The sequence below is a fragment of the Arminella tubonensis genome, assembly GCF_003240585.1.
GTDB classification, from domain to species: domain Bacteria; phylum Pseudomonadota; class Alphaproteobacteria; order Rhizobiales; family Rhizobiaceae; genus Rhizobium; species Rhizobium tubonense.
Window position 1 is genome coordinate 329,616 of sequence record NZ_PCDP01000059.1, and the last position, 26,738, is coordinate 356,353.

The window sequence follows — 26,738 nt, forward strand, 5'->3', positions numbered from 1 at the left end:
AATTATTCTTTCGAAATCGGCGAGACGAAGTTGGTGTCGAAGCTCGGTCCGAGTTTGAAATCCTTGAGATCCTTGCGATAACCGGCCACTTCGATCTGCTGGAAGATCAGCACGAATGGGCTGTTATGCAGGAATTTCTTCTGGACGTCCTGATACATGGCAGCGCGCTTGTCCGCATCCGCCTCGAAGAGAGCCGCACGCGTCTCCTTGTCCAGATCAGGTGTCAGGAACGTGTTGCGCCAGGCAAGCGTCTTGGTCTTGCCCTCGTCGGAATTGTCGGGGTTGGTGGTGAAGGTTTCCGCGTTGGAGTTCGGATCCCAATAATCCATGCCCCAGTTGCCGATATAGATATCGTGATTGCGGGCGCGATACTTGGTCAGCGTCTGCTTGCCGTCTCCCGGAATGATCTCAAGCTTGATCCCCGCCTGGCCGAGTGTCTGCTGGATCGACTGCGCGATGCCGGTCACGGGCTCGATGTTGCGCGTGTCCATGGTGACCGAGAAGCCATCCTTGAGGCCGGCCTTGGCCAGCAGTTCCTTGGCCTTGGCGACGTCGAGCGTGAATGGATTTTCTTCAAGCGCGCCGAGCACGCCCTTCGGCTCGAAGGTCTGGCGGATTTCGCCGATGCCCTTGATCAGCGTCTTGCCGATGGCGTCGTAGTCGACCAGGTATTTGAAGGCTTCCTGAACTTCAGGCTTGGCCAGATTGGCGTTCTTCGTATTCAAGCTGATGTAATAGACCGTTCCCTTCGGCGCGCTGGTCGACGCGAGCTCCGGGTTCTTGAGGACCGCGTCCAGGTCGCCGGGCTCGAGGTTGCGGGCGATGTCGATATCACCGTTCTCGAGCGCCAGGCGCTGGGCAGAGCTTTCCTTCATGTAGCGATAGATGATGCGCGCGAGCTTCGGCTTTTCGCCGTAGTAGTTGTCGTTGCGCTCCAGCACGACGGCTTCGTTGGCACGCCATTCGCGCAGCTTGTAGGCGCCGGAGCCAGCATAGCCGGTCTTCAGCCACTCATTGCCGAAATCATTGTCGTATTTGTAGTCAGCCGATGGCGTCACCGCCTTGACGTGATCCAGCACCAGCTTCTTGTCGACGACATTGGCAACTGTCGACGTCAGGCAGTTCAGCACGAATGACGGCGCATAGGGCTTGTCGACAGTGAAGGTGAACGTGCTCGGATCGGTCGCCTTGGCTTTTTCAGTGACGTTGTCGCCCGTGAGGCCAAACTGCGTAAGGATAAAAGCCGGACTCTTGTCGAGCTTGACGGCGCGCTCGAACGACCACGCAACATCCTCTGCCGTGATCGGGTTGCCCGACGCAAACTTGAGGCCGGATTTAAGCTTGAAGGTGTAGGTCAGGTGATCGTCGGATACCGTCCAGCTCTCAGCCAGATCACCTTTGACCTTTGTGGTGTCGGCAACATCGAGGCGGATCAGCAGGCTGTAGGTATTGCCGGTGATCTCGGCTGTCGAAAGCTCGTAGGCTTCGCCGGGATCCATCGTGATGATGTCGTCGATCGCAAAGCCTTCAACCAACGTATCCTTCGGCGTCGCGGCAAAAGATGCGCTAGGCGCTGAGGCCATCAGAAGCGTGAGAGCGGCGCCGGCTGCGAGAAGGCGGACATTGCGGTTGATTTTACTCATCATCATGATTTCATTCCCCTGTTTTTTGAATTTTTTACTTCGAAAGCCGGATTTAAGCGCCTATCTCCCCCCAGGCGGATGCGAGAACTCGAAGCCAATTTTCGCGGCAAAATTTTGCCAATTCGGCCTCACCATAGCCAACGTTCCGCAGGGCAGCAATCAGCCTCTGGTTGCCCGCAGCATCGCCGATTTCTTCCGGAATGGTTGCCCCGTCGAAGTCGGATCCCAGCGCCACGCAATCGATCCCTATCCGCTTCACGAGATAGTCGATGTGGCGCAGCATGTCGGAGATCGGCGTATCTGCATCGGAACGTCCGTCGTCGCGCAACATGGCCGTAGCATAGTTCAGCCCGACGAGACCGCGGCTTTCGCGGATCGCATCGAGTTGCTTGTCCGTCAGGTTGCGGGCGACGGGTGTCAGCGCATGGGCGTTGGAATGACTGGCGACCAAAGGCTGGTTCGTGATCCTGGCCACGTCCCAGAACCCCTTTTCAGTAATATGCGCTAGGTCGACCAGGATGCCGAGCTCATTACAGCGCTTGATCAGCGCGAAGCCCGCGTCGGTCAAGCCAGGGCCGGTGTCCGGCGACATCGGGTAGGCGAAGGGAACGCCATGGCCGAAGATGTTGTTGCGGCTCCAGACGGGGCCGAGCGAGCGAAGACCTACTGCATGAAAAGTTTCAAGCGCCGCGAGGTCGGCATCGAGCGCTTCGCAGCCCTCCATGTGCATGACCGCGGCGAAGACGCCCTTCTCCATGCAGTCGCGAATATCGGCGGTCGTTCGGCAAAGCTTCCATACGCCGGCGCGGTCGAGGCGCAGCGCGATGGCTGCCATTTCATTGGCAACGTCAAGCGATGGCGCGCGCTCGAGCGGCGCGGCAAGTGGCGTCACATAGTGGCCGGTGCGATCCGGCTCGGCGAATACGAGATCGCCCGAGGGAATGTAGATGGCGCAAAGCCCACCGGCGAGCCCGCCCGCCTTGGCGCGTGGCGCATCGATATGGCCGGTGGATATGCCGTCCCGAAATTCGGCTACTGGATCAATGCCATCTCGCGCATGGCTCCAAAGACGGAGGAGAACATCGTTATGACCATCGAAAACGAATTGCATTTTTCATCCTGGGCAGGCTCGACCGAGCAAATCGGAAGCCACAGCATAAAAAGGCTGCGCGGATTCGCCATCCCTAAAATAAAAAAATTTGCATACGAATGAAATTGCTTGGGGCAGACGAAAAAAGCGGGGCAAGCCCCGCTTCAGATGACTGGATCATACGCTGGCTCGGATCAGTGCTTGGCACGTTTCTTCTGCCGATAGACGTCGATCACGACCGCCGCGACGATGATCACACCCTTGACGATCTCCTGGTAGTAGGCGTCGACGCGCAAGAAGGTGAAGCCCGAGGTCATCACGCCGAGAATGATCGTCCCGATGACGGTTCCGGTAATGCGTCCGACGCCGCCTGTCAGAGACGTGCCGCCGATCACGGTCGCAGCGATCGCGTCCAGCTCGTACATCACGCCCATGCCGGCCTGTGCCGTTTGAGCACGGGCGGCGGTGACCACCCCCGCGAGGCCGGCAAGCAACCCGGCGATCGCGTAGACCTTGATCAGGTGTGACTCCACATTGATGCCGGACACGCGCGCCGCCTGGACGTTCGCTCCGATGGCATAGGTGAACTTGCCATAGCGGGTGTAGCGCAGCGCAACGTGAAAAATGAAGGCGACAACCAGGAAGACGACGACCGGCCAGATCCCCATGCCGATAAAGGTGAACTGGTCAGTCAGGCCGGAAACGGGCTGGCCTTTTGTATACCACTTGGCGACGCCGCGGGCCGACACCATCATGCCGAGCGTTGCAATGAAGGGCGGTATCTTGGTGCGCGCGATAAGCTCGCCGTTGATGAACCCGGCCGCAAGCCCGATCAGGAGCCCGACGCCGATCGGAATGACGAAAGGCAGATCCGTCAGCGCCGGATAGAGCGATCGCGGCCAGGTCGATGACTGGGCGAAGCTTGCCGCAATCATTGCCGTCATGCCGACCACGGAACCGGACGACAGATCGATACCACCAGTGATGATCACCTGCGTCACACCGACGGCGATGATGCCGATGACGGACACCTGCAGGATCATGATCGTCAAGCGTTGCGTGTTCATCAGGAAGCTCTGCCCGATGAATATCCAGCCGAGCGCTTCGTAGACCAGCGCGATGCCGATCAGGACCAGGAAAATACTGAGTTCCGGTGGAATACGGCGACGCTTTGTCCGGATCGCCATCGGCGCGGTCACTTCCACGGCTTTCGTTGCCATCTCTCAATCCTCCCTTTCGTGACTGCCGGCGCGGATCATCACTGCGCTGCCAGTTCCATCACTTTGATCTGCGTTGCCTCGGCGCGGTCGAGGAAGCCTGTGACCCGCCCCTCGTGCATCACCATGATACGATCGCTCATCCCAAGCACCTCAGGCATTTCTGACGAGATCATGATCACGGCGACACCGGTGCGCGCCATCTCCACCACCAGGCGATGGATTTCCGCCTTGGCCCCGACGTCGATGCCGCGGGTTGGCTCGTCGAGGATCAATATCCTCGGGTGGGTCAACATCCAGCGCCCGATCAGTACCTTCTGCTGGTTGCCACCCGACAGGTTCTCGACCCGCTCGTCGAGGTTAGGCGTCTTGACGCGCAATCTGTGCGCCATGTCCTCGCACACGGCTTCAATCGCCTTCTCCTGCACGAAGCCGGCCTTGACAAACTTGTCCTGCAGCACGGCGACCTGCATGTTTTCAAACACGTTCAGGATCAACAGGCACCCGGTTTCCTTGCGGTCTTCGGTCAGGAAGGCCATATGGTTTTGAATGGCCACGGTCGGTGAGTTGACATCGACTTTCTTGCCATAGAGTTCAACCGAGCCGGAGCTTGCAGGCGTAACCCCGAAAAGCGCCTCGGCGACATTGGAGCGGCCCGAGCCGACGAGGCCGGCAACGCCGAGAATTTCGCCAGCCCTGACGTCGAACGAGACGTCCGAGAACACGCCCTTCAGACAGAGGTCCTTGACCGACAGGATGACGTCGCCGATCGGCACCTCCTCCTTCGGAAACATCTGGGTGATTTCGCGGCCGACCATCATGCGGATGATGTCATCGCGGGTAACATCCGTGGACGCGTGGGTTCCGATATACTTGCCATCGCGGAACACCGAAAACTCGTCGGCGATCTCGAAGAGCTCGTTCATCTTGTGGGTGATGTAGACGATGCCGATGCCCTCGGAGCGCAGCGCGCGAATAATCTCGAACAGATGCGCGACTTCGCGTTCCGTCAGCGCCGAGGTCGGCTCATCCATGATCAGGACGTCGGAATCATAGGAAACCGCCTTGGCAATCTCCACCATCTGCCGATTGGCGACGGAGAGATGCCGAACCTCGATCTCCGGATCGATCGATATATTGAGCCGGCGAAACAGCTCTTCCGTCTTGTCGCGCATCACCCGATGATCGACGAACCCGAAGCGGGTAAGCGGCTCCCGACGAATCCAGATATTCTCGGCGACGGTCATGAACGGCATCAGGTTAAGTTCCTGATGGATCATCGCGATGCCGTTTTCGAGAGCATCGAGCGGCGATTTCAAGCGGATTTCAACGCCCTTCAGGCGGATGTCCCCCTGATCAGGGAAATAGATGCCCGCGAGAATCTTCATCAGCGTCGATTTACCTGCGCCATTCTCCCCCATCAGCGCATGCACGGTCCCGCGCTTCAGCCTGAAGGATACGTCGTCGAGCGCGACCACCCCTGGAAATTCCTTGCGGATGCCCTCGACACTGAGAAGATATTTGGCGTTAGGAATTGCGCCGCTGGCGCGCACGGCGGCCATTGTAGACGGGCTGACAGCCATCTCGTTCCCTCCCGGGACGTCATCGAAAGGTATGGGATGCGGGCTCTGACGCCCGCATCCTCGACTTCGAAATCGTCAGTTCTTCTTAACGAAATCCTTGACGTTCGCAGGCGTCACGAGCTGGAAGGGGATATAGACCTTCTTGTCGAGTTTTTCGCCCTTGGCAAGCTTGAGTGCTGCATCCACGGCACCCTTGCCTTGGCCTGCCGCATCCTGGAACACGGTGACCTTGAGGTCGCCGGCCTGCATCGAGGCAAGAGCATCCTGGGTGGCATCGACGCCGCCGACGACGATCTTGCTCAGGTCCTTGCCGGCTGCCTTCAATGCCTGAATTGCGCCGATGGCCATTTCGTCATTGTTGGAAATAACCGCGTCGAACTCGATACCGGCCGAAAGCCAGTTGGCCATCAGGTCCGACCCTTTCGTACGGTCCCAGTTTGCGGTCTGTTCCTGGACGATCTCGATGCCCTTGCAGGCGTCGGTGGCGATGACGTCATGGACGTCCTTGGTGCGCTGGCGAGCGGCCTGGTTCGACAGTTCGCCCATCATGACGACAGCCTTGCCCTTGCCGTTCAGCAGTTTGCAGATTGCCTGGGTTTCCAGCGTGCCGGATTCCTGCTCGTTGGACGCGACAAACGCCTGGTTTGCCGGAAGTGTGTCGACGTTCACGGGTTCGCGGTTGACGTAGACCAGCGGAATCTTCGCGTCGGCGGCAAGTTTCGACATCGCTGCGGTCGCGTCAGTATCGACCGGGTTGACGATGATTGCGGTAACACCAGATGCGATGAAGTTCTGGATCTGGCTCTGCTGTTTGGCAACGTCGTCCTGGGCATCCTCGACCTGGAGCGAAACGCCGTTGAGCGTCTTCGAATAGTCGATCATGCCGTTGCGCAGAACGGTCAGGAAGTTGTCGTCGAACTTCGCCATCGATACGCCGATGGTCTCGGCGTGCGCCGCGGTCGAAAGCAAGAGCGCCATTGCTGCGCCCAGGATAAGCTTCTTCATGTTTCTCTCCTCCACAAACGGTGTCCGGCTACACCCTCCTCACGCCGGGGCCCTCGGCCTAGACCGCAGGGTCGTCATCCTGAGGTGCCGTCACTCCCAATGACGGAACCCAAAACGGAACAAACAAACCGTATAATTTGCCTTACGGAATATTCATTCCATTTTATATTAGCAACGTCAACCCCGTTTTGCGGTCAAGGCGCCTCTACAGCGACCAGCTTGACCATCAAAGATCGGGTTTTTTCAGTCAACCGGTGCAAAACGGTCGGCGCGCTCCTACATCTGCGACGCCCTCGTACCCGCATTGGTCGGGACGATGCCAATTTAAAATGGAGCTAGTCAAATGTCGCTTTCGATGTACCGCTTAACTGTCCCGGTGTTCCAGCGCGGCCTCGGCACTATGAAGACTTACCTCGACAAGGCAGAGGCCTTCGCAAATGAAAAACGCGTCGATGCCACTACGTTGGTAAGTGCTCGCCTTGCTCCTGACATGGCGCCTCTTTCCGGCCAGTATCAGCGCGTCACCGATACCGCAAAGCTCGCCGTTGCGCGTCTGACCGGGATCGATGCGCCGCGGTTCGAGGATAATGAAACGACCATCGCCCAGTTGCGCGAGCGGCTTGCCAAAACGGAAGCCTATCTCGCGACCATTACTCCGGAAGCCATGGACGGGAGCGGTAGTCGTGAAGTGACCATCTCTCCCGGCGGCAACAAGATAGTTATGCGCGGGGACGAATATGTCGCCACCTTTGCGCTACCAAATTTCTACTTCCATATCGCAACGGCGCACGCGATCCTGCGCAACCAGGGCCTGCCGGTCGGCAAGATGGACTATCTAGGCTCTTTTAGCTGATATTCACTCGCGGGTCGGAGTGTCACCGGCCCGCGTTCCGTCAGCTCTGTATAGGCAAGCGTCTGGTCGAGATGCCGGGCCCGCAACGATAGCAGCCTCTCCGCATAGGCAAGCCGAATGGACGTATAGCGCGGCTCGTCTGCGAGGTTGATCAGCTCTGCAGGGTCGCTCTTGATATCGAAGAGCAGCGGTGGCAGTCCGGTGAAATGCACATATTTGAAGTGCTGGTCCCTGATCACAGCCAGATTGCATTCATTCGACCCAAGACCGAAATACCGCTCAGCCTGTCGTTCCCCGATATCCCGAAAATCGAACTCCCAGAACACCGCCTCGCGCCAGCGCCTTGGCTTGCGGCCCTGAAGAAACGGCGAAAGGGGCTCACCGTCGAGATGATTGCCGGGTTGAATGCCGAGCCGATCGCATAGTGTCGGAAAGATATCGGCGGCGCTGGTGAAGTGGTCGACCGTCGCTCCGCGGGAAGCACCAGCTTTGGGATCGCGGATGACCAGTGGGATGTGATAGCTGCCGTCGAAGAAGCCGCCCTTGCCGAGCGTCCAGTGATCACCTGCCATCTCTGCATGATCCGAGGTGAAAACGATCAGCGTATTCTCCCAGGCACCACTGTCCTTGATTGCCTGCCAGATACGCCCAAGCTGCGCATCCACCTCGGCGATCATGCCGTAATAGATGGCGCGGATTGCTGCCAGATCGTTGGCGGACCAGTCGGCAAGCGGCCCGGTGGCACCATAGATGAAGCCGCCCTTGCCCGTTCGAGGCATCGCATATTCGAGATACGGATGCGCCGCCTGTTCCCTTTCGCTCGTCTCTGCACGAGCGAAGGCAGGACCGTTATCGGCCGCAAACATCGTATTGTAAGGCGCAGGCACCGAAAAAGGTGGGTGCGGCCGCAGAAATGAAACATGCGCGAACCACGGCGCATCTTGCTCGCCGAGCCAGCGGATGAACTCACCCGCCATAAATGCCGTCTGCGTCTCGTCCTTGGAATAGGATGGTGAAGCGTTGGAAATCTGGCCGGGCTTTGCGCCGACAGGAATATGGATACTCCGACTGGTCGCTTCGACATGGCCACGCGACCGTAGCCAGGACAGCCATTGCTTTTCATGTTCTGGCAGTGCCTGGCGGGCGCTGAAACCCGGAAGCAGCCCCTCATAGGTCGTCAGGTGCGGATCGCCCGCATCCATTGTACGCGGATCCGGCGACGTATCGGTATATCCGAACAGTGTCGGGTCGTAGCCCGCGCGCCGAGCGGCAAGCGCCAGATTGTCGAAGCGTGCGTCCAGCGGCGACCCGTTGCGACAAACGCGATGGTTCATCTGATAGAGCCCGGTGTAGAGCGTCGCCCGCGCCGGTGAGCAAGGCGCCGCACCCGCATAATGCCGCCGGAATAGCACGCCCTCGCGAGCCAGCGCGTCGACATTCGGCGTCCTGAGGCAGGGATGGCCGACTGCAGACAGGCAGTCGCCCCGCCATTGGTCGGCGGTGATCAGCAGGACATTGGGTCGGTCAGCGGCACCGTTAGTGATTGTTGGATTTCGCATGCCATTTCCACGCGGATTCGATAATGCGCGACAGGTCGTATTGCGGCACCCAGCCAAGCACTGCCTTGGCCTTGTCATTGTTGGCAACCAGTGTGGTGGAATCGCCCTCTCGTCGTCCGGCATATTCCACCGGGAACGGCCGCTCGGTGACATCTTCGATCGCCGAAAGCAGTTCCTTGACAGTCGTGCCGGTACCGGTGCCGAGATTGAGTGCGACCGACGTGCCGCCGTTGAGCAGGTACTCTACCGCCCGCACATGCGCATCGGCAAGGTCAAGCACATGAATATAGTCGCGCACGCAGGTGCCGTCGCGCGTGTCGTAGTCGGTTCCGAAAACCTTGAACCCCTGCCTTCGACCGAGCACCGCCTCGATCGCAAGCGGGATCGCATGCGTTTCCGGAGTGTGCCATTCGCCAATCCGGCCGTCGAAATCGGCGCCGGCCGCATTGAAATAGCGCAGGATCACCGACCGGAAGTCCTTGTACTGGTCATAGTCGCCAAGCGCCTGTTCGACGATATATTTCGTGCGCCCGTATGGATTGATCGGCACCTGGCGATGGGTCTCGTCCAGCGGCAGCGTTTGCGGCAACCCGTAGGTTGCGCAGGTCGAGGAAAAGACAAAGGCGTTGATCCCGGCTGCCTGTGCCGCAGACAGCAGCGTCAGCGTGCCAATCACATTATTGTCGTAGAACGCTACCGGATCCTTGACCGATTCTCCAACTTCTATCAGCGCCGCGAAATGAAGGATCGCCGCCGGCTTGTACTTGGCCAGCACCTCGTCGAGACGGGCGCGGTCACGGATGTCACCTTCCTCGGCCGGACCCCATTTGACGAATTCACGGTGGCCATTGGAGAAGTTGTCAAAGACAACCGGCTTGAAGCCCTTGTTGGCGAGATCGAGACACGTGTGTGAACCGATATAACCAGCGCCGCCTACCACAAGAACCGTTTCGCCTGCCATAGATCATTCCTTCTCGATCAACCGTCATGTTTTTCGGTTCCAGACTTAGACGAGTTGTGAGCCGAGAAAAAGGTGAAACACTCGCAAAATAGGATGATCGCCCGAATGGGCGAAGCCTGTCGACCAGCCAATGATGCGTAGCGACAAGGGTCTAGGCGAAAGCGAGCGCCGTTGCGGCGCCTCAATTTTCCACAGGATCCTAGACGTTTAGCACACGTTCGAGATCGGCAATTTCCTCAGAGATTTCGCCGATCCGCTGCCTCAGATCCGCATCCGTGCCGTCGTCGACTTCCTCGTCACCAAAGCAATAACGTGCATCGTGGAGCTCGAGTTTGGCCTCCAGCTCGGCACGTTTGGCATAGAGGCGATCAAGATATCTGTTGCGCATCGGCTGCTCTCGACATGAACTGCTGCACATATAGATGGTGCTGCTGCCCTGGAAATTCGATAGGCGCCCGTACAAAGGCCAATTCCATAGCTAAATGCATCCGGCCTGCATGAAGTTCCGCACTTTGATTTCCGCAAGCAAATTCCATGTTAAATGAGTAACATTCTGCGAAGATCGCGACTATTCCACTGAAATCCTTTTCAGGAACTTCACAAAATTGTCTCAAAGCAAATTATAAGCTATGAGATGGGCGGATCTATTCACAAAAAGAGATTGATAACTTCCAATATGGCAAGCATTCGCAAATTTATCTTTCATGATCTTCGCACTATTGATGGCTATATCGACCCTCCCGACGCACTTGTTTTCCTTTCGATTTTGGAAAGTCAGCGGCAGCGCGATCTCAAAGGAGGCATTGCTGAAATCGGCGTGTTCTTCGGGCGGTCATATTTTCTGATAAAAAAGATCGCGGCGCCCGAGGAAAAGGTGCTGGCGATCGATCTCTTCGATCTTGGCAACCAGTCGGACGGAGTTCCCACGCAATATCAGCAATTTATCGACAACGGCACGCGGCTGGGGCTGACGGTGGACGAGGACCTCGTCATCGTCGGTGATAGCACCAAGCTGGCTGCCAACGATATCGTCGACAAGGTGGGCGAACTCAGGTTTTTCAGCATCGATGGCGGTCACATGCTCTCGCATGTAACGGCGGACAGTCATTTGGCGGAAGGTTCCCTGGCGAAGCACGGCGTCATCGCCTTCGACGACACGTTCAATCCGGCTTGGCCTGAAGTCACAGTAGGCGTCGCCGACTTCCTGCGCGAAAGCCAGCAATACTCCGCATTCTGCATGACCAAGTATAAGACCTATGTCTGCCGGAACGAATTTCATGCCGACTACTTGGCCGCAATCGCCGACGCACCTCATCTTCAGGCATTCGACCACGTGGAGACCGAGTTTCTCGGCGCAAAAGTCGTCCGCCTGCACGATCCACTCCCCCGCCGCATCCTGCACGAGATCGTCAATCGCTTGGGCCTCAGCGCATTTTCCGAGCGCGTCTATCGCTAACGGCCGATTGAAATGAGGGATTAAATGGCGGAGAGGGTGGGATTTGAACCCACGGTGCCCTTCCAGGCACGCCGCATTTCGAGTGCGGTACATTCAACCACTCTGCCACCTCTCCGCGGAACCGGTTGACGCCGTAAGGGCGCGGCCGTTCTCTTAGCGATAGAAAGCTGGGCTGGCAAGGGCGAATATTCAAGCTTTTCATCCTTTTGTCTTGACAGATTTTGGGCGCTCTTGTATCCCGCCTTCGCAATAGGCGTGGAGAATCTTCGCGTCTGGCAGCTGAGCGCTTGCGCTAAGCTTCACCGGTGGTCAGACTTCTAGGCGTTAAGCCATTGAAATCCCCGCTAAACTTCGACTGATAAAAAGACGGCCGCCTGCGTTGCGGGAGAGCCGGAACGAACATGAAAGGATAAAAAATGTTCGCAGTCATCAAGACCGGCGGTAAGCAGTACCGTGTGGCAGCAAACGACGTGCTGACCATCGAGAAGCTGGAAGCCATTGCCGGCGACACTGTTGAATTCACTGAAGTTCTCGTTATCGGCGAAGGCGCCGATGCAGCGATCGGAGCTCCCTTCGTCACGGGTGCTTCCGTCAAGGCCGAAGTGGTCGAGCACAACCGCGCTCGGAAGGTTATCGCCTTCAAGAAGCGCCGTCGTCAGAACTCGAAGCGTTCGCGCGGTCATCGCCAGCATCACACGGTTGTCCGCATCACGGACATCGTGGCTGCAAAGTAAGTAACGGGATCAAGGGTTAAAGGAGAACTCCAATGGCACACAAAAAAGCTGGCGGTTCGTCGCGTAACGGTCGCGATTCAGAATCCAAGCGCCTTGGCGTGAAGAAGTTCGGCGGCGAAGCCGTCATTTCTGGCAACATCATCGTGCGTCAGCGCGGTACGCAGTGGCATCCGGGTTCCAACGTTGGCCTCGGCAAGGACCACACCATTTTTGCGCTTACCGCGGGCAATGTGAACTACCGTACGAAGGCAAACGGCCGAGTATACGTGTCCGTAATGCCGAAAGCGGAAGCAGCGGAATAAGCCGGTAGCGCTCAAAAACAGCCGGCGTCTCATCGACCCGGCTGATCGTATCAGGTTCAGTCTAGAAAACAGGGGAGATGGGGCACCATCTCCCCTTTTTCTTTATTCTCAACGGAGGACTGAACCATGCAAGGCGAATTATTAAGGGAAGACCAATCGAGGTCTCCCGAAGAGCGGCTGAGGCCGGACAGGTTGAGGACCGATTGCCCCGTCTTATTATCGGAAAGGCTCGTTTTGCGCGCGCCTCACGAAGAAGACATAGACGCCCTTGCCCATCTCGCCAACAACGCCAACGTCGCCACAATGGTATCGCGGATGCCGCACCCGTACACGGCCAAGGACGCCGCCGACTTCGTGCGCCGCACGAACATCGGCGAGATTGGCAAGTGCGTCTATGCGATCACCAAATCGGAAAACGGCGCCTTCATCGGTTGCTGCGGCGTAGAGCCGGGACATGATCCTGCAACGGTCGAGATTGGCTATTGGCTGGGCGAACCCTATTGGAACCAGGGTTATATGACCGAAGCCACCCATGCCCTGATCGACATGGTGTTCCGGACTCGCGAATGCGTCGAGCAGATCGACGCCCGTTGCCGGGTGACGAATGTCGGCTCCCGGCGGGTGATCCATAAGTGCGGCTTTCAGTTCCAGGGATCCGGCCTTGCCGCATCGCTGGCGCTTGGCGGTACCGTGCCGGTCGAATGGTTCCGGCTGGACCGCAAGACCTGGATGTCGCTGCGAAGCTGGGGGGCACTGAGATGAACGCCGCTCTTCTGCACCGCCGCCAGGACCCAAGGCCGGCGCCGGGCCCAACCCCGGTCATTCAGACCGATCGCCTGACGTTGCGGTCACACCGGCTGGGCGATGCCGATGCGATCGTGGAATCCCTGTCGGATTTCGCGGTTACCCGGATGATGGCCCGCGTGCCGGCACCCTACGACCGGCAGGACGCGCTCGACTGGCTCGTCCCGCGCGCGTCGGGCATCGACCGAAACTGGACGCTGGCGATCACCGAAAAGGACGACGTCCACATAGGTGTCGTCGCGATCGAGCTTCGGCATGGCCGCTGGAACCTCTCCTACTGGCTGAACCGCTACTACTGGCGGCGCGGCTTCATGGGCGAGGCAGTGTCGGCAACTCTCGAGCGCTTCGGTAGGCGCATGCCGGAAACCTCGGTGCACTCCGGCGTCTTCGTCGACAATCCGGCGTCGTTGAAGCTGCAGGAAAGGCTCGGCTTCCGCATCACGGGTTGCACGGAGGTCTACAGCTTCGCCAGGAACACCATGGTCCCGCATGTCGAGACCGTCCTGTCGCCGGGCGAGCGACCTGCTTCGAAGGTCGCCTGAACAACAAGCAGCCATCGCCGCCGCAAGCGGCGATGGCTCGACCTGCTAGCCCAGCTCCATCCAGACCGGAAAATGGTCAGACCCTTCTGCGTCGATATCGACGCGCGCAGACTTTAGCCGGCTTTGGAGGCCGCAACTGATGAGGCAGTAATCAAGATGCATGCGCCGGTTATGATCGCCGGGGTTCATCCAGCTGTAGCAGCCAGGCTTGTACCAGCCGGCAAGATCGAGCGCGTCTGCGGGCAGGTCGAAGCGCGGAACCCGACCGTAGAAACGGTCCTTTATGCCGACGCAAGCGCTGTATTCCGGCGACTCCGGTACCATGTTGAAGTCACCCATCACGACGTAGTCTTCCGGCAAGGGCGGATCCGTCAATCCGACCTCGGCCCCGCCGGTCAGCGATCCGCCTTCGCGCACGAAGCCGTTGAGAGATGCCTTCAGATAGTTGATCTGGGAGATGCGCTCGTCCGGCGACACATGATCGAGATGCAGGGAATATATCCTGAAGGCACCTCTTGGCGTGTCGATCACCGCCTCGGTGGCTCCGCGCTGCATATTGAGCTTGGACAGTGTACGGCTGCGCGGCAGAAGCAGCATACGCGTCGAAAGGATTGGCCAGCGCGAGAGCACCATATTACCGAACTGGAAGCGTCGGCTGACCTGCCGGCCATCCCGGACGATGATGTCACCGTGAATATCGCAGGCAGGCCCGTAGACGCCAAAATGGTCCGGAAGCAGCGCCTCGATCGCGGCGACCATATCGACATGGCCGTTGCGGGGCGATCCACGGGTCACCTCCTGCAGCGCGATGATATCGGCGCCGGCGATGCTCGCGACGATACGCTCGAGATCATATCTACCGTCGAGACCGAACCCGTACTGTATGTTATAGCTCACGAACTTCACGATAATCTTTGACCTCCGGCTGAACCGCCTATATCGAAGGCAGCATGACGGGTTCAATCAGATACCGAATAGCGGACATAAAATGAAATTTCTAGATGAAGCGAAGGTCTATATCCGATCGGGTGATGGCGGCGGCGGCAGTGTTTCGTTTCGCCGTGAGAAGTTCATCGAGTTCGGCGGCCCTGACGGTGGTGACGGCGGACGCGGCGGCGATGTCTGGGCCGAAGCGGTTAACGGACTGAACACGCTCATCGATTTTCGTTTCCAGCAGCATTTCAAGGCCCAGATCGGCACGCATGGCATGGGGCGCAACCGCACTGGCGCCAATGGCAGCGACGTGACATTGAAGGTTCCGGTCGGCACGCAGATCTTCGAGGAAGACAGCGAGACGATGATCTGCGACCTGACGCAGGAAGGCCAACGCTTTCGTCTCGCCGCCGGCGGCAATGGTGGCTTCGGCAACGCCCACTTCAAATCCGCGACCAATCAGGCCCCCGATTGGGCAAATCCTGGCCTTGATGGTGAGGAGAAGACGATCTGGCTGCGCCTGAAGCTAATCGCGGATGCCGGCCTCGTCGGCCTTCCCAACGCCGGAAAGTCGACATTCCTCGCAGCCGTGACCCGGGCTCGCCCGAAGATTGCCAACTATCCTTTTACGACCCTCCATCCCAACCTCGGCGTCGCTACCGTCGATGGCCGCGAATTCGTTTTGGCCGACATTCCAGGTCTGATCGAGGGCGCGCATGAAGGTGTCGGCATCGGCGATCGTTTCCTTGGGCACGTCGAGCGCACGCGCGTGTTGTTGCACTTGGTCTCCGCGCAGGAGGAAAAGGTCGGGAAAGCATACAAGACGGTCAAACACGAGCTCGAAGCCTATGGCAACGATCTGACCGACAAGCCGGAAATCGTTGCGCTGTCACAGGTCGACGTTCTCGATGACGCGGAACTGAAAAAGAAGACCAAGGAACTTGCTCGCGCATGCGGCAAGACCCCGTTCCAGATTTCTGCCGTCACTGGCAAGGGCATGACCGACCTGCTGCGCGCGCTGCGCGACATCATAGTTGTTGGCCAACCCGAGGAGAGCCCGCTCAAGGCGCTGAAAATCCGCCACCGCGATATTGCGGGGTTGGACGAAGACGGCGAAGCTGGAGACGAGGAGCTTGAGGGATGACAGCGCGCAAGCCGCTCGACCGCTATCGCCGCATCGTCATCAAGATCGGCTCGGCGCTTCTGGTCGATCGCAAGGCCGGCCTCAAGAAGAGCTGGCTTGACGGCATGTGCGCGGATATCGCCGCTTTGAAGGCGAAGGGTGTCGACATCCTCGTGGTGTCCTCGGGTGCGATCGCGCTTGGCCGCTCGGTGCTGGATCTGCCTGCCGGTGGGCTGAAGCTCGAGGAAAGTCAGGCGGCGGCGGCAGTCGGCCAGATCTCGCTGGCTCGCGCCTGGTCGGAGAGCCTGTCTCATGACGCTATTGTCGCCGGCCAGATCCTGCTGACGCTGGGCGACACCGAAGAGCGACGCCGCTATCTGAATGCCCGCGCCACCATAAGCCAGCTTTTGAAGATCGGTGCCGTACCGATCATCAATGAGAATGATACGGTCGCGACCAGCGAAATCCGCTACGGCGACAACGACCGTCTTGCAGCCCGCGTGGCGACCATGACGGGGGCCGATCTTCTGATCCTGCTTTCCGATATCGACGGTCTCTACACCGCACCACCGCATCTCGATCCCGACGCCCGGTTCCTGGAGACGATCGCCGAGATCACACCCGAAATCGAAGCCATGGCAGGCGGTGCCGCGTCCGAGCTGTCGCGCGGCGGCATGCGCACCAAGATCGACGCCGGCAAGATTGCCACCGGCGCCGGCTGCGCCATGATCATTGCCTCCGGTAAGACCGATCGGCCACTGAACGCCATCGAAAGCGGCGCACGCTCGTCCTGGTTCGCGCCATCCGGCACACCGGTAACGGCACGAAAAACCTGGATCGCAGGACAATTGCAGCCGGCCGGCGAACTTCACGTTGACGACGGTGCTGTCACGGCGCTCGGTGCCGGCAAAAGTCTCTTGCCGGCGGGCGTGCGTTCGGTCACCGGCAATTTCGGCCGGGGCGACACCGTTGCCGTCATAGGTCCGCTCGGTCGCGAGATCGCCCGTGGACTTGCCGGCTACGATGCCGACGAGGCGCGGCAAATCACCGGTCGCAAATCGGCGGAGATCGAGGCCATTCTCGGCTACGCCGGTCGCGCCGCCATGGTCCACCGCGACGACCTGGTGATGACTGCAAATACAAAGACACGGATTGAGAAGCAGAGGAAGGATGAAGCCCATGCTTGACGCTGTCGCCAGAAGCCCCGACATCGATGCGCTGATGAATGACATCGGCCGCAAAGCCCGGGCTGCCTCGCGACCGTTGTCCTTCGCGTCCACTGAACAGAAGAACCAAGCGCTTGAGGCCATGGCCGACGCCATCATCGCCAATATGAAGGTCATCCTGGCGGAGAACGTCAAGGACCTGAAGGCGGTCGAAGGCACCGATATGCTTCTCTCCTCGATCGATCGGCTGACGCTGAACGAGAAGCGCGTCACTGAAATGGCTGAGGGCATCCGCACTATTGCTGCGCTGAAGGACCCGGTCGGCGAAGTCATTGCGGCGTGGGATCGTCCGAACGGGCTGAAGATCGAGCGCGTCCGCACGCCGCTCGGCGTCATCGGCGTCATATTCGAAAGCAGGCCAAACGTGACGGCAGATGCCGGCGCCCTTTGCCTGAAGGCTGGAAACGCGGTCATCCTTCGCTGCGGTGCCGATTCCAGACGGTCGTCGCAGGCAATCCACGCATGTCTCGTCGAGGGATTGAAAGCTGCCGGCCTTCCTGAATACGCGATCCAACTCGTGCCAGTGAGCGACCGAGCTGCCGTTGGCGCAATGTTGCGCGGATTGGACGGAGCGATCGACGTCATCGTGCCGCGTGGCGGAAAGAGCCTCGTCGCTCGCGTCCAGGACGAAGCGCGTGTACCGGTTTTTGCCCATCTCGAAGGCCTGTGCCATGTCTACGTCGACGCATCTGCCGACCTCGAGATGTCAAAGCGGATCATCGTCAACGCCAAAATGCGCCGCACTGGCGTCTGCGGCGCGGCTGAGACGCTTCTTGTCGACAGAGCGGCCGTGCCGACGCACTTGAAGCCGCTTCTCGCAGCACTTTCCGAGGCTGGATGCGAAATCCGTGCGTCGTCCGACGTCCTAGCCCTTGAGCCGACACTCAACGCAGCGACCGAAGAAGACTGGACGACGGAATATCTCGACGCGATCATTTCCGTCGCGATCGTCGACGATATTTCCGGTGCCATCGGTCATATCGGCAGATATTCGTCCAACCATACCGAGGCAGTCATTGCCGAAAATCCCGATGTCGTCGAGCGCTTCTTTAACGAGATCGACTCGGCGATCCTGCTGCACAACGCCTCTACGCAGTTTGCTGACGGAGGCGAGTTCGGCATGGGAGCGGAGATCGGCATCGCGACCGGCAAGATGCACGCACGCGGACCGGTCGGCGTCGAACAATTGACCTCCTTCAAATACCGCGTGCGTGGCAATGGACAGATACGGCCCTGATGTGACGGCGGAAAAGATCCACCCTCGCTACCTTCGCATGCCGCATGCCGAGCGCGGCATGGTCGTGGGTCTATTTGGCGGCTCCTTCAACCCGCCGCACCAAGGCCATGCTCTCGTCGCCGAAATTGCCATTCGTCGCCTCGGGCTGGACCAGCTCTGGTGGATGGTGACACCTGGCAATCCGTTGAAAAGTCGCAATCATCTGGCGCCGCTCGCCGAGCGCATTGCGCTTAGCGAAGCGATTGCACCCGACCCACGCATTAAAGTGACTGCGTTCGAGCAAGCACTCGGCATGAACTATACGGCCGATACGCTCGCGCGCATCAAGGCCGTCAATCGACAGGTACATTTCATCTGGATCATGGGTGCCGACAGCCTGAACACGTTTCACAAATGGCAGAAATGGCAGACGATCGCCCACACTTTTCCGATTGCCGTCATCGACCGGCCCGGTTCGACGCTATCCTATCTCTCGGCGAAAATGGCAAAGAGCTTCCACTATGCTCGCGTCGACGAGGACGACGCCCGCGTGCTTTGGAAGAAGCGGGCACCTGCCTGGACCTTCATTCACGGGCCACGTTCTGCGCTGAGCTCTACACAGCTCCGCGCGGGGCAATAGCATCGATCCGCGACGACAGAATTTTCTGGAAAAGTGCCCAAATGAAAAACCCGACGGGGGAGGATCCGTCGGGTCTTCAAACCTGATCGACAACTGGGAGGAGGAGTGTTGTCAATCCAAACCGAAAGGCGTTGGGAGGAGGAGGACGCCATTTCGATAATTATGTTTTACCAGAGTTCGCCGACAAATACATTGCTGTTATCGCAACGCAGCTATGCATTTCTATCATAGCATGGGTGAGTTTGTGCCCAAAAAATACCCTTTATGGATTACGAAATAGCGACGGCTGTCGTTCAGCTAGCTCTCCACTAATCGTCCGGCGCCGAAGGTCGCTACTTGCAGCCTTTTACTGAAATCTAACCAACTCAGCGGCGCTGTCCCGCCTAGAGCCATGCACTAGCCGAATGCAAACTCTGAGAGATTCGATCTCTTTTGCGAGATCTCACGAAATCCGACTTGAGCGATATATTTTCTGAAATACAACGTAGCCAAAGGCGCCGGCTCGCGATACTTCTTTCAACAGCTCAAGATTCCTTTGGAGAGATACATGGCCATCCGCCGCCGCCCGTTTATCAAGCTGACCGTCGCCGCTTTTTCTGCCGCATGGATCGGTATCCTTGCTAATCCAGTACCGGCTGATGCCGCCGACAAGGTGACAGTCTTCGCAGCCGCCAGCATGAAAAACGCGCTCGACAATGTTGACGCCGCCTGGACGAAGCAGACCGGCAAGGAAGTGACAGTTTCCTATGCGGCAAGCTCAGCACTCGCCAAGCAGCTCGAAAGCGGCGCGCCGGCTGATGTCTTCATTTCCGCCGACACCGACTGGATGGACTACGTTGCCAAAAAGAGCCTGATCAAAACTGACACACGCGTCAATCTTCTCGGCAACCAGATCGTCCTCGTCGCTGCCAAAGACAAGGCGAAGCCTGTCGATATCAAGGAAGGCCTGGATCTGGCGAGCTTGCTCGGCGATGGCCGCCTCGCCATGGGCCAGGTCGATTCCGTGCCCGCCGGCAAATACGGCAAGGCAGCACTTCAGAAGCTCGGAATCTGGTCCGCGGTGGAAGGCAAAGTCGCCGGCGCTGAAAGCGTTCGCGCGGCGTTGGCTCTGGTGTCGCGCGGCGAGGCGCCCTATGGCATCGTCTATCAGACGGACGCAGCCTCCGACCCAGGCGTTGCAATAGTCGGCACCTTCCCTGCAAACAGCCACCCGCCGATCATCTACCCGGTCGCAATCACGGCCGATAGCAAGAATCCGGATACGGCCGCCTATTTCGACTTCCTGAAATCCGCTAAGGCTGTTCCATTCTTCGAGCATGAAGGTTTCACCACCATCAAGTGAGCGGCAGCAACAAAACCCTGCTTCGGGAATACTCCGGGCTCGCCCGACGGATAGGCGAGCCTTTGATGTCTTGATGAGGCTGCATTTTGGACGCATTGGGCTTGAGCAATGACGAATGGACGGCAATCCTTCTAAGCCTGCGCGTCTCGACGGTCGCTACTTTGGTCAGCCTTCCCTTCGGTGTTGCCGCGGCGCTGTTGCTTGCTCGTGGCAGGTTCTGGGGGAAGTCGCTGCTCAACGGCGTCATTCATATGCCGCTGATCCTGCCACCTGTTGTCACCGGGTTTATTCTCCTGATCCTTTTTGGTCGGAAAGGCCCGATCGGCGCTTTTCTCGATGCGCATTTCGGTATTGTCTTCTCCTTCCGCTGGACCGGAGCGGCCCTCGCATGCGGCATCATGGGCTTCCCTCTGATGGTCCGTAGCATCCGGCTTTCAATCGAGGCTGTCGACCGCAAGCTGGAAGAGGCGGCCGGAACCCTCGGCGCCGGCCCGGGCTGGATTTTCCTGACGGTGACCTTGCCTCTGATACTGCCGGGCGTGATCGCCGGCATGATCCTCTCTTTTGCCAAGGCGATGGGTGAGTTCGGCGCGACAATCACCTTCGTTTCCAACATTCCAGGCGAGACGCAGACCCTGTCGTCGGCGATCTACACCTTCACCCAGGTGCCCGGCGGCGATGCGGGCGCTTTGCGGCTGACCGTCGTTGCGATCGCCATCTCGATGGCGGCGCTGCTCGCTTCCGAATTCCTTGCCCACTTTGTCGGACGAAAGCTGGAGTTCGAATGACGCTTTCCGTCGACATCCACCACAAGCTCGGCATGTTTTCGCTTGACGCAGCCTTTACTGCGGATGGCGGTGTCACAGCTCTCTTCGGTCGCTCCGGTTCTGGAAAAACGTCGATTATTCGCATCATCGCCGGGCTGACACGCCCCGATCGAGGCCGCGTCGTCTTCGACGGTACAGTCCTTGCCGATATCGCGAAAGGCATCTTGGTCCCCGGACATCGCCGGCGCTTCGGTTATGTGTTTCAGGACGCAAGGCTGTTCCCACACATGACCGTGAGTCAGAACCTCGACTACGGCCACTGGTTCGCGCCCAAGCCGGAGCGCAGCAAGAATCGGGACCCTATCGTCGAGATGCTCGACATCGGCAATCTGTTGCATCGTAGGCCGGGCGCACTCTCCGGCGGCGAGAAACAGCGCGTCGCTATCGGCCGCGCGCTGCTGTCGGCGCCGCGGATGCTGCTGATGGACGAGCCGCTGGCATCGCTGGACGAGGCCCGGAAGGCGGAAATTCTGCCCTATCTCGAGCGGCTGCGCGACGAAACCAAAATTCCCATAATCTATGTCAGCCATTCCATTGCCGAAGTGGCCCGGCTTGCAAGCCGGGTCGTCGTGATGCGCGATGGCAAGATTGAAGCGACCGGGCTTGCGATTGAAGTGCTAAGCCAGCCATCTGGTACGCAAACCTTCGACCGACGCGAAGCCGGCGTGCTGCTCGAAGGCAAGGTGGAGAGCGCCTCCGAACTCCATCGACTATCGGTCGTGGCTCTGAAAGCCGCAAGGATGAGCGTTCCCGGGATAACGCATGCGATCGGCAAGAAGGTGCGCGTCCATATTCCCGCACGCGACGTGATGTTGGCGACGATCGAGCCCGCGGGGCTGAGCGCGCTCAACATCCTTCAAGGCCACATCAGCTGGATCGGAGATGCGACCGACGGCATGATGGAGGTGCAGATCGACTGCGGCGGCGACGCGATCCTGTCCCGCATCACCCAGCTCTCCTGCGAAAGGCTGGCACTCGAGGTCGGAAAGTCTGTTTATGCAATCATCAAGACCGTGGCTTTGGAGCCTTGATAGCGGCAAGATCAAGGATCGTTCGGCTTGTCGATGGGGCGACGGTTAGCATCGAGCCATTCAAGATCGGCGGCAAGCGCCTGATGCATTGATTTTTCCATGGCCCGGAAACGCGCAAGCAGCTGCTCCCCAAATTCCGTCAGAGCCGCACCGCCGCCCTTCTGGCCGCCGCGCTGGGATTCGACCGACGGCAGCAGAAACATGCGGTTCAGATCTGCAACAAGCAGCCACGCGCGGCGATAGGACATGTCCATCGCGCGGCCGGCTGCGGAAATCGATCCTGTCTCTCTGATGTGCTCAAGAAGCTCAATCTTGCCATGCCCAAGCCTATCCTGATCAGGGAAGCTTATTCGGAGAACGAGTTTGAGGTGATCTCTCGGCATTTTGCTCATGACGAACGCATTTTGACACAGCCTGTCTATACGCGCCCTTCCGCTGGCTGTATACGGCGTGCTCACTGCCCCGAAGGCGTTACGAAGCAAGCCTTTTGCAACGAGATTGAGCAATTGCTCATATACTTTTGGCAAGAGCCACGAAATCGAAAATAAACACACCTCCATAAGATAATATGACCATGCGCGCGTCTTGAAACCTTTATGGTTTGATGACTATCTTTACTGTGTGATTTGGACGTCGTCCGGATCATTACGTGCATGTTCTGTTATTCCAGGAAAGGGAAAGCACTGACAACAGTACACGCCAAGGGAAGAGCGCATGTCGTTATCCCGAAGAGCCCGGAACGTGGCGCCGATGCCGCCGCCCGAGCCCTGCAAGCCGTCCTCGCGAGCCTCGAGGACTCCAAAGCTGAGAATATCGTCACCATCGACATTGCTGGAAAGTCTGCGCTGGGGGACCACATGGTCGTTGTCTCCGGGCGGTCGAACCGGCACGTCCTGGCGATCGCTGATCACCTGACGTCCGATATCAAGGGCGAAGGGCTAGGCAACCCACGCGTCGAAGGTCTCGAAGGCGGTGATTGGGTTCTGATCGACACCGGTGACATAATCGTACACGTGTTCCGTCCCGAAATCCGCGAGTTCTACAACATCGAAAAGATGTGGGCCGCGCCGGATCTCGAAGAGGGCACGCTGCACTGACACCTGGGAGCAATCCCGGCTGGCACGCGGCGCAAGTGAGCAGATTTGAATGGCCGGAGGGCAACTTCCCGGCAGTTGATAAATTTGCGTCGCCTTGGGGCGCTACGCTCGGGGGCGGAAATGCGGATTGGCATCTTTGCGGTGGGACGGTTGAAAACCGGCCCTGAGAAAGAGCTTGCGGCTCGCTATCTCGACAGGTTCGCCAAAGCCGGCCCAGCGATCGGCATGGAACTCGCGCGCGTCAACGAGGTCGCGGAAAGCCGCGCCTCAAATGGCGAGACACGCAAGCGCGAAGAAGCGGCCTTGCTGTTGAAGACAATTGCAGAAGGCAGCGTCCTCCTTCTTCTCGACGAGCGAGGCAAAGCGATGGACAGCGAAGCCTTCGCCACCGTCCTCGGCAATTTCCGTGATCAGGGAAAGCGTGATCTGACCATCGCCATCGGGGGCGCCGATGGACTCGACCCGTCTCTTTATGACAAGGCAGATGCCACGATCTGCCTTGGCAAGATGACCTGGCCGCATCAGCTTGTCCGCATCCTCATTGCAGAGCAACTCTATCGCGCCGTCACCATCCTATCCGGCCATCCCTACCATCGCGTATGATCTTAACCAATCACTCACATACGAGTGTTTTGATTCCTCCGGTGATTGGCGTCATGCTCTTGGCCAATCTCCGCAAATCAGCTTATGGGTTTGGACGAGATATCCATCCTCGAACCCGCGCGATCAAACGGACTTATCCGAACCGGAATGACACAAACCACGATCACGCTTTCACGTCTTCTGCTGCCGTCCTTGGGAGTATGCGTTGGCGCGGGCTTGTTCATGGTCGCGTTGGCCGATCTGAAAAATACCGAGGCGCAAGCCCAAGATAGCAGTAGCGACCCCATCCTTGCAGAGCCGGCATCGCCAACACAATCGCCCGTCACAGGCCCAAGTGCCACCCAACCTGCCCCCGACCCGGCTGCAGACCTGACACAGAAACGTGACCAGACCCGTGCGGAGCTCGATGCGCTGTCGAAGACGATTAGTCTCTCTTCGGATAAGATCAAGCAGCTCCAGGACAGCGTTGCGGCGCTCGACAAAGGCAATGCCAGCCTGCGTCAGGCGCTGATCGACTCGGCTACCCGACGCAAGGCGATGGACCGACGGATTGAAGCTAGCGAAAGGACCCTGACGGACCTCAGAATCAAGGAGGACGGCATCCGCAGGTCGCTACATGAACGCCGAGGACTATTTGCCGAGGTACTTGCCGCCCTGGAGCGGATAGGCCGCAATCCACCGCCGGCGTTGCTGGTCACTCCCGACGATGCGCTTGCCTCCGTGCGCAGCGCCATCCTTCTCGGTGCCGTCGTTCCGGGAATGCGCAAGGCGACGGACAAGCTTGTTGCCGACCTCACCGATCTTTCCAAGCTGGAGGCATCAGCGGCAGCCGAGAAGGCCGATCTGACAGCCACCATGACCAGCAGTCTGGAGGAGGAGCGCCGCATGGACCTGCTGATTGTCGAGAACGACAAAAATAGCAGGCAGAGCATCGCGCAGGTACAGGCCGAACGCAAACGCTCCGAGGAACTGGCTGGTCAAGCCACCAGCCTGGAGGGCTTGGTCGCTTCTCTCGAGGGTCAGATCGGCTCGGTGCGCGACGCAGCGACGGCAGCTCGCGAAGACCAGGAACGTCGCCAACTGATGACCGACGAGCAGCGCGCTCAAGCGAAGGCCCTGGCTGACAGCGGGGTGCCCGATAAAAACCGCATTGCCCCCGCATATCCGTTTTCGGACTTGAAACAGAAGCTCGAGCTGCCCGTGGCGGGTGATATCCTCCGTCAGTTCGGTGACGACGATGGTACCGGACACACCGCGTCGGGTCTGACGATTGCCACTGGTCCCGATGCGCTCGTGACCGCCCCGGCCGACGGATTGGTCGTTTTTGCCGGTGCCTTCCGCAGCTACGGCCGAATGATCATCCTCGACACAGGCGACGGTTACCATATGGTTCTCGCCGGAATGGACGCAATCAAGACGCGCCAGGGCAAATTTATCTTTGCCGGCGAGCCTTTGGCGGCGATGGGTGAAAAAAGAGTGGCAAGTGCAACTGCATTGGCGCTGGAAACGAACCGGCCAACGCTTTACATTGAATTTCGAAAAGATGGAAAGCCGGTCGATTCCCGACCCTGGTGGACCCTGAAGGATACTGGAAAGGCACGCAATGATTCGTAGGGCTTCTCTTGTTCTCGTTGGCGCATTAATGGGTGCGACTGCGATGAGCGTCATCTACTCGGCAGGGGCACCGGCGGAAGCAGCCAACGGTTCCACCTACAAGGAATTGTCGATCTTCGGCGATGTCTTCGAACGTGTGCGCGCCCAGTACGTGACTCCGCCCCAGGAAGACAAGCTTGTCGAGGCTGCCATCAACGGCATGCTTGCTTCGCTCGATCCACATTCGAGCTACATGAACGCGAAAGACGCCGAAGACATGCGCACCCAGACCAAGGGTGAATTCGGTGGTCTCGGCATCGAAGTGACGATGGACAACGACCTCGTAAAGGTCGGCTCGACCATCGAAAATACACCTGCCGCTAAGGCCGGCGTCCAGGCTGGCGACTATATCACCGCCATAGACGGCGTATCCGTAAAGGGTCTCAAGCTCGAGGATGCTGTCGAGAAGATGCGTGGCGCGATCAAGACGCCGATCAAGCTGACATTGACCCGCAAGGGTGTCGACAAGCCAATCGATCTGACGATCATCCGCGATGTCATCCCCGTCGCCGCTGTCAAGTCCCGCATCGAGAACGATGTCGGCTACATCCGCATCCTGCAATTCACCGAAAAGACCACGCCGGATCTCGAAGCTGCGATCCAGAAGATCAAGCAGCAGGTTCCGGCCGACAAGCTCAAGGGCTATGTCATCGACCTGCGCCTGAACCCCGGCGGTCTGCTCGATCAGGCAATCAACGTTGCCGACGACTTCCTGGAACGTGGCGAGGTCGTTTCGACCCGCGGCCGCAATCCGGATGAAACACGTCGCTACAATGCCGGCCCGGGCGACCTGACCGACGGAAAGCCGATGATCGTTCTCATCAACGGCGGTTCGGCTTCGGCGTCTGAAATCGTCGCCGGCGCCCTGCAGGATCTGCGACGCGCCACCATTGTCGGCACCCGTTCGTTCGGCAAGGGTTCCGTTCAGACGATCATTCCGCTCGGCGAAAACGGAGCTCTCCGCCTGACGACAGCGCTCTATTACACGCCATCGGGCCGCTCGATTCAGGGCACGGGTATCGCTCCTGACATCAAGGTCGACGAACCGCTGCCGGATGACCTCAAGGGCAAGCTCGTGACAGAAGGCGAATCCACCCTTCGTGGCCACATCAAGGGCCAGAACGAGACGGACGACGGATCCGGATCCGAAGCCTACGTCCCACCGGAAGCCAAGGACGACGTCCAGCTCAACTATGCGCTCGATCTGCTGCGCGGCGTCAAGACCGACCCTTCTTTCCCGCCAAACCCTGAAAAGGCGGTCGTCGCCAAGTAACAACCACGGCGCCGGGCTGGAGACA

At 58.9% G+C, this 26,738-nt stretch carries 27 protein-coding genes and 1 tRNA gene; 17 read left to right on the top strand and 11 right to left on the bottom strand.

What is annotated here, in order from left to right; translation table 11 throughout:
* Positions 1-2: 2 nt before the first annotated feature.
* The 5 genes from CPY51_RS26000 to CPY51_RS26020 all read right to left on the bottom strand — a co-directional run bounded on the left by CPY51_RS26000 (position 3) and on the right by CPY51_RS26020 (position 6,538).
* Entirely contained in the window at positions 3-1,649 is a 1,647-nt protein-coding gene (locus CPY51_RS26000; RefSeq protein ID WP_111163093.1) for an ABC transporter substrate-binding protein, read from the bottom strand.
* Between the two features lie 46 nt (positions 1,650-1,695).
* Positions 1,696-2,754, bottom strand: coding sequence for a dipeptidase (locus CPY51_RS26005; protein ID WP_111163094.1), 1,059 nt, complete (start codon positions 2,752-2,754; stop codon positions 1,696-1,698).
* 173 nt (positions 2,755-2,927) lie between these two features.
* Positions 2,928-3,953 carry an ABC transporter permease gene (locus CPY51_RS26010; RefSeq protein WP_111163095.1) on the bottom strand — a complete coding sequence of 342 codons (1,026 nt, stop codon included), beginning with the start codon at positions 3,951-3,953 and terminating at the stop codon, positions 2,928-2,930.
* Positions 3,954-3,991: 38 nt separating this feature from the next.
* Positions 3,992-5,533, bottom strand: a complete 1,542-nt coding sequence (locus tag CPY51_RS26015) for a sugar ABC transporter ATP-binding protein (RefSeq protein WP_111163096.1) — start codon at positions 5,531-5,533, stop codon at positions 3,992-3,994.
* A gap of 75 nt (positions 5,534-5,608) precedes the next feature.
* The gene (locus CPY51_RS26020) at positions 5,609-6,538 is read right to left on the bottom strand and encodes a sugar ABC transporter substrate-binding protein (protein WP_111163097.1); all 930 of its coding nucleotides are present in this window, start codon (positions 6,536-6,538) and stop codon (positions 5,609-5,611) included.
* A 343-nt stretch (positions 6,539-6,881) separates the two neighbouring features.
* Between CPY51_RS26020 and CPY51_RS26025 the strand changes: the two genes are divergently transcribed.
* Complete coding sequence (locus CPY51_RS26025; protein WP_111163098.1) at positions 6,882-7,391, top strand: DUF1993 domain-containing protein; 510 nt, start codon at positions 6,882-6,884, stop codon at positions 7,389-7,391.
* Here the strand turns inward: CPY51_RS26025 and CPY51_RS26030 are convergent.
* The 3 genes from CPY51_RS26030 to CPY51_RS26040 all read right to left on the bottom strand — a co-directional run bounded on the left by CPY51_RS26030 (position 7,370) and on the right by CPY51_RS26040 (position 10,299).
* Positions 7,370-8,950 (bottom strand): alkaline phosphatase family protein, encoded by a 1,581-nt coding sequence (locus CPY51_RS26030; protein WP_111163099.1) that lies wholly within the window; start codon positions 8,948-8,950, stop codon positions 7,370-7,372. The two genes, CPY51_RS26025 and CPY51_RS26030, sit on opposite strands and share 22 nt — an antisense overlap.
* Positions 8,928-9,911: a UDP-glucose 4-epimerase GalE gene (galE, locus tag CPY51_RS26035; RefSeq protein WP_111163100.1), complete on the bottom strand. Its 984-nt coding sequence runs from the start codon at positions 9,909-9,911 to the stop codon at positions 8,928-8,930. The genes CPY51_RS26030 and galE overlap by 23 nt, the downstream gene beginning before the upstream one ends.
* Before the next feature lie 199 nt (positions 9,912-10,110).
* Entirely contained in the window at positions 10,111-10,299 is a 189-nt protein-coding gene (locus CPY51_RS26040) for a hypothetical protein (protein ID WP_111163101.1), read from the bottom strand.
* A gap of 288 nt (positions 10,300-10,587) precedes the next feature.
* Here CPY51_RS26040 and CPY51_RS26045 point away from each other — a divergent pair, with 288 nt between their 5' ends.
* Complete coding sequence (locus CPY51_RS26045) at positions 10,588-11,367, top strand: class I SAM-dependent methyltransferase (RefSeq protein WP_111163102.1); 780 nt, start codon at positions 10,588-10,590, stop codon at positions 11,365-11,367.
* 25 nt (positions 11,368-11,392) lie between these two features.
* On the opposite strand, the gene CPY51_RS26050 is transcribed toward CPY51_RS26045, so the two are convergent.
* Positions 11,393-11,482, bottom strand: a tRNA-Ser gene (locus CPY51_RS26050).
* A gap of 301 nt (positions 11,483-11,783) precedes the next feature.
* Between CPY51_RS26050 and rplU the strand changes: the two genes are divergently transcribed.
* The 4 genes from rplU (at position 11,784) to CPY51_RS26070 (ending at position 13,749) form a co-directional block, all read left to right on the top strand.
* Positions 11,784-12,101 carry a 50S ribosomal protein L21 gene (gene rplU / locus CPY51_RS26055; protein ID WP_111163103.1) on the top strand — a complete coding sequence of 106 codons (318 nt, stop codon included), beginning with the start codon at positions 11,784-11,786 and terminating at the stop codon, positions 12,099-12,101.
* A 32-nt stretch (positions 12,102-12,133) separates the two neighbouring features.
* On the top strand, positions 12,134-12,403 hold the full coding sequence (rpmA, locus tag CPY51_RS26060; protein WP_111163104.1) for a 50S ribosomal protein L27: 270 nt from the start codon (positions 12,134-12,136) through the stop codon (positions 12,401-12,403).
* Positions 12,404-12,529: 126 nt separating this feature from the next.
* A complete protein-coding gene (locus CPY51_RS26065; protein ID WP_111163105.1) occupies positions 12,530-13,165 on the top strand; it encodes a GNAT family N-acetyltransferase in 636 nt (211 codons plus the stop codon).
* Positions 13,162-13,749: a GNAT family N-acetyltransferase gene (locus tag CPY51_RS26070; RefSeq protein WP_111163106.1), complete on the top strand. Its 588-nt coding sequence runs from the start codon at positions 13,162-13,164 to the stop codon at positions 13,747-13,749. Before CPY51_RS26065 ends, CPY51_RS26070 begins: the two co-directional genes overlap by 4 nt.
* 45 nt (positions 13,750-13,794) lie before the next feature.
* On the opposite strand, the gene CPY51_RS26075 is transcribed toward CPY51_RS26070, so the two are convergent.
* Positions 13,795-14,655: an endonuclease/exonuclease/phosphatase family protein gene (locus CPY51_RS26075; RefSeq protein WP_111163107.1), complete on the bottom strand. Its 861-nt coding sequence runs from the start codon at positions 14,653-14,655 to the stop codon at positions 13,795-13,797.
* A gap of 82 nt (positions 14,656-14,737) precedes the next feature.
* On the opposite strand from CPY51_RS26075, the gene obgE reads away from it, so the two are divergent.
* The 7 genes from obgE to modC all read left to right on the top strand — a co-directional run bounded on the left by obgE (position 14,738) and on the right by modC (position 22,087).
* Positions 14,738-15,826 carry a GTPase ObgE gene (gene obgE, locus CPY51_RS26080; protein ID WP_111163108.1) on the top strand — a complete coding sequence of 363 codons (1,089 nt, stop codon included), beginning with the start codon at positions 14,738-14,740 and terminating at the stop codon, positions 15,824-15,826.
* A complete protein-coding gene (gene proB, locus CPY51_RS26085; RefSeq protein ID WP_111163109.1) occupies positions 15,823-16,992 on the top strand; it encodes a glutamate 5-kinase in 1,170 nt (389 codons plus the stop codon). Before obgE ends, proB begins: the two co-directional genes overlap by 4 nt.
* Positions 16,985-18,268: a glutamate-5-semialdehyde dehydrogenase gene (locus tag CPY51_RS26090; RefSeq protein ID WP_111163110.1), complete on the top strand. Its 1,284-nt coding sequence runs from the start codon at positions 16,985-16,987 to the stop codon at positions 18,266-18,268. The genes proB and CPY51_RS26090 overlap by 8 nt, the downstream gene beginning before the upstream one ends.
* Positions 18,243-18,887 carry a nicotinate-nucleotide adenylyltransferase gene (locus CPY51_RS26095; RefSeq protein ID WP_420820738.1) on the top strand — a complete coding sequence of 215 codons (645 nt, stop codon included), beginning with the start codon at positions 18,243-18,245 and terminating at the stop codon, positions 18,885-18,887. Before CPY51_RS26090 ends, CPY51_RS26095 begins: the two co-directional genes overlap by 26 nt.
* 547 nt (positions 18,888-19,434) lie before the next feature.
* On the top strand, positions 19,435-20,229 hold the full coding sequence (modA, locus tag CPY51_RS26100; RefSeq protein ID WP_111163111.1) for a molybdate ABC transporter substrate-binding protein: 795 nt from the start codon (positions 19,435-19,437) through the stop codon (positions 20,227-20,229).
* A gap of 86 nt (positions 20,230-20,315) precedes the next feature.
* Positions 20,316-21,017 carry a molybdate ABC transporter permease subunit gene (gene modB / locus CPY51_RS26105; RefSeq protein ID WP_111163112.1) on the top strand — a complete coding sequence of 234 codons (702 nt, stop codon included), beginning with the start codon at positions 20,316-20,318 and terminating at the stop codon, positions 21,015-21,017.
* The gene (modC, locus tag CPY51_RS26110) at positions 21,014-22,087 is read left to right on the top strand and encodes a molybdenum ABC transporter ATP-binding protein (protein ID WP_111163113.1); all 1,074 of its coding nucleotides are present in this window, start codon (positions 21,014-21,016) and stop codon (positions 22,085-22,087) included. The genes modB and modC overlap by 4 nt, the downstream gene beginning before the upstream one ends.
* A gap of 11 nt (positions 22,088-22,098) precedes the next feature.
* On the opposite strand, the gene CPY51_RS26115 is transcribed toward modC, so the two are convergent.
* A complete protein-coding gene (locus tag CPY51_RS26115) occupies positions 22,099-22,479 on the bottom strand; it encodes a winged helix-turn-helix domain-containing protein (RefSeq protein ID WP_111163114.1) in 381 nt (126 codons plus the stop codon).
* 261 nt (positions 22,480-22,740) lie between these two features.
* Here CPY51_RS26115 and rsfS point away from each other — a divergent pair, with 261 nt between their 5' ends.
* From rsfS to CPY51_RS26135, 4 genes are all read left to right on the top strand, one after another.
* Positions 22,741-23,184: a ribosome silencing factor gene (rsfS, locus tag CPY51_RS26120; protein WP_111163115.1), complete on the top strand. Its 444-nt coding sequence runs from the start codon at positions 22,741-22,743 to the stop codon at positions 23,182-23,184.
* A 120-nt stretch (positions 23,185-23,304) separates the two neighbouring features.
* Positions 23,305-23,787 carry a 23S rRNA (pseudouridine(1915)-N(3))-methyltransferase RlmH gene (gene rlmH / locus CPY51_RS26125; RefSeq protein ID WP_111163116.1) on the top strand — a complete coding sequence of 161 codons (483 nt, stop codon included), beginning with the start codon at positions 23,305-23,307 and terminating at the stop codon, positions 23,785-23,787.
* Positions 23,788-23,934: 147 nt separating this feature from the next.
* The gene (locus CPY51_RS26130; RefSeq protein WP_111163243.1) at positions 23,935-25,401 is read left to right on the top strand and encodes a murein hydrolase activator EnvC family protein; all 1,467 of its coding nucleotides are present in this window, start codon (positions 23,935-23,937) and stop codon (positions 25,399-25,401) included.
* Entirely contained in the window at positions 25,391-26,713 is a 1,323-nt protein-coding gene (locus CPY51_RS26135) for a S41 family peptidase (RefSeq protein ID WP_111163117.1), read from the top strand. Before CPY51_RS26130 ends, CPY51_RS26135 begins: the two co-directional genes overlap by 11 nt.
* Positions 26,714-26,738 lie beyond the last annotated feature (25 nt).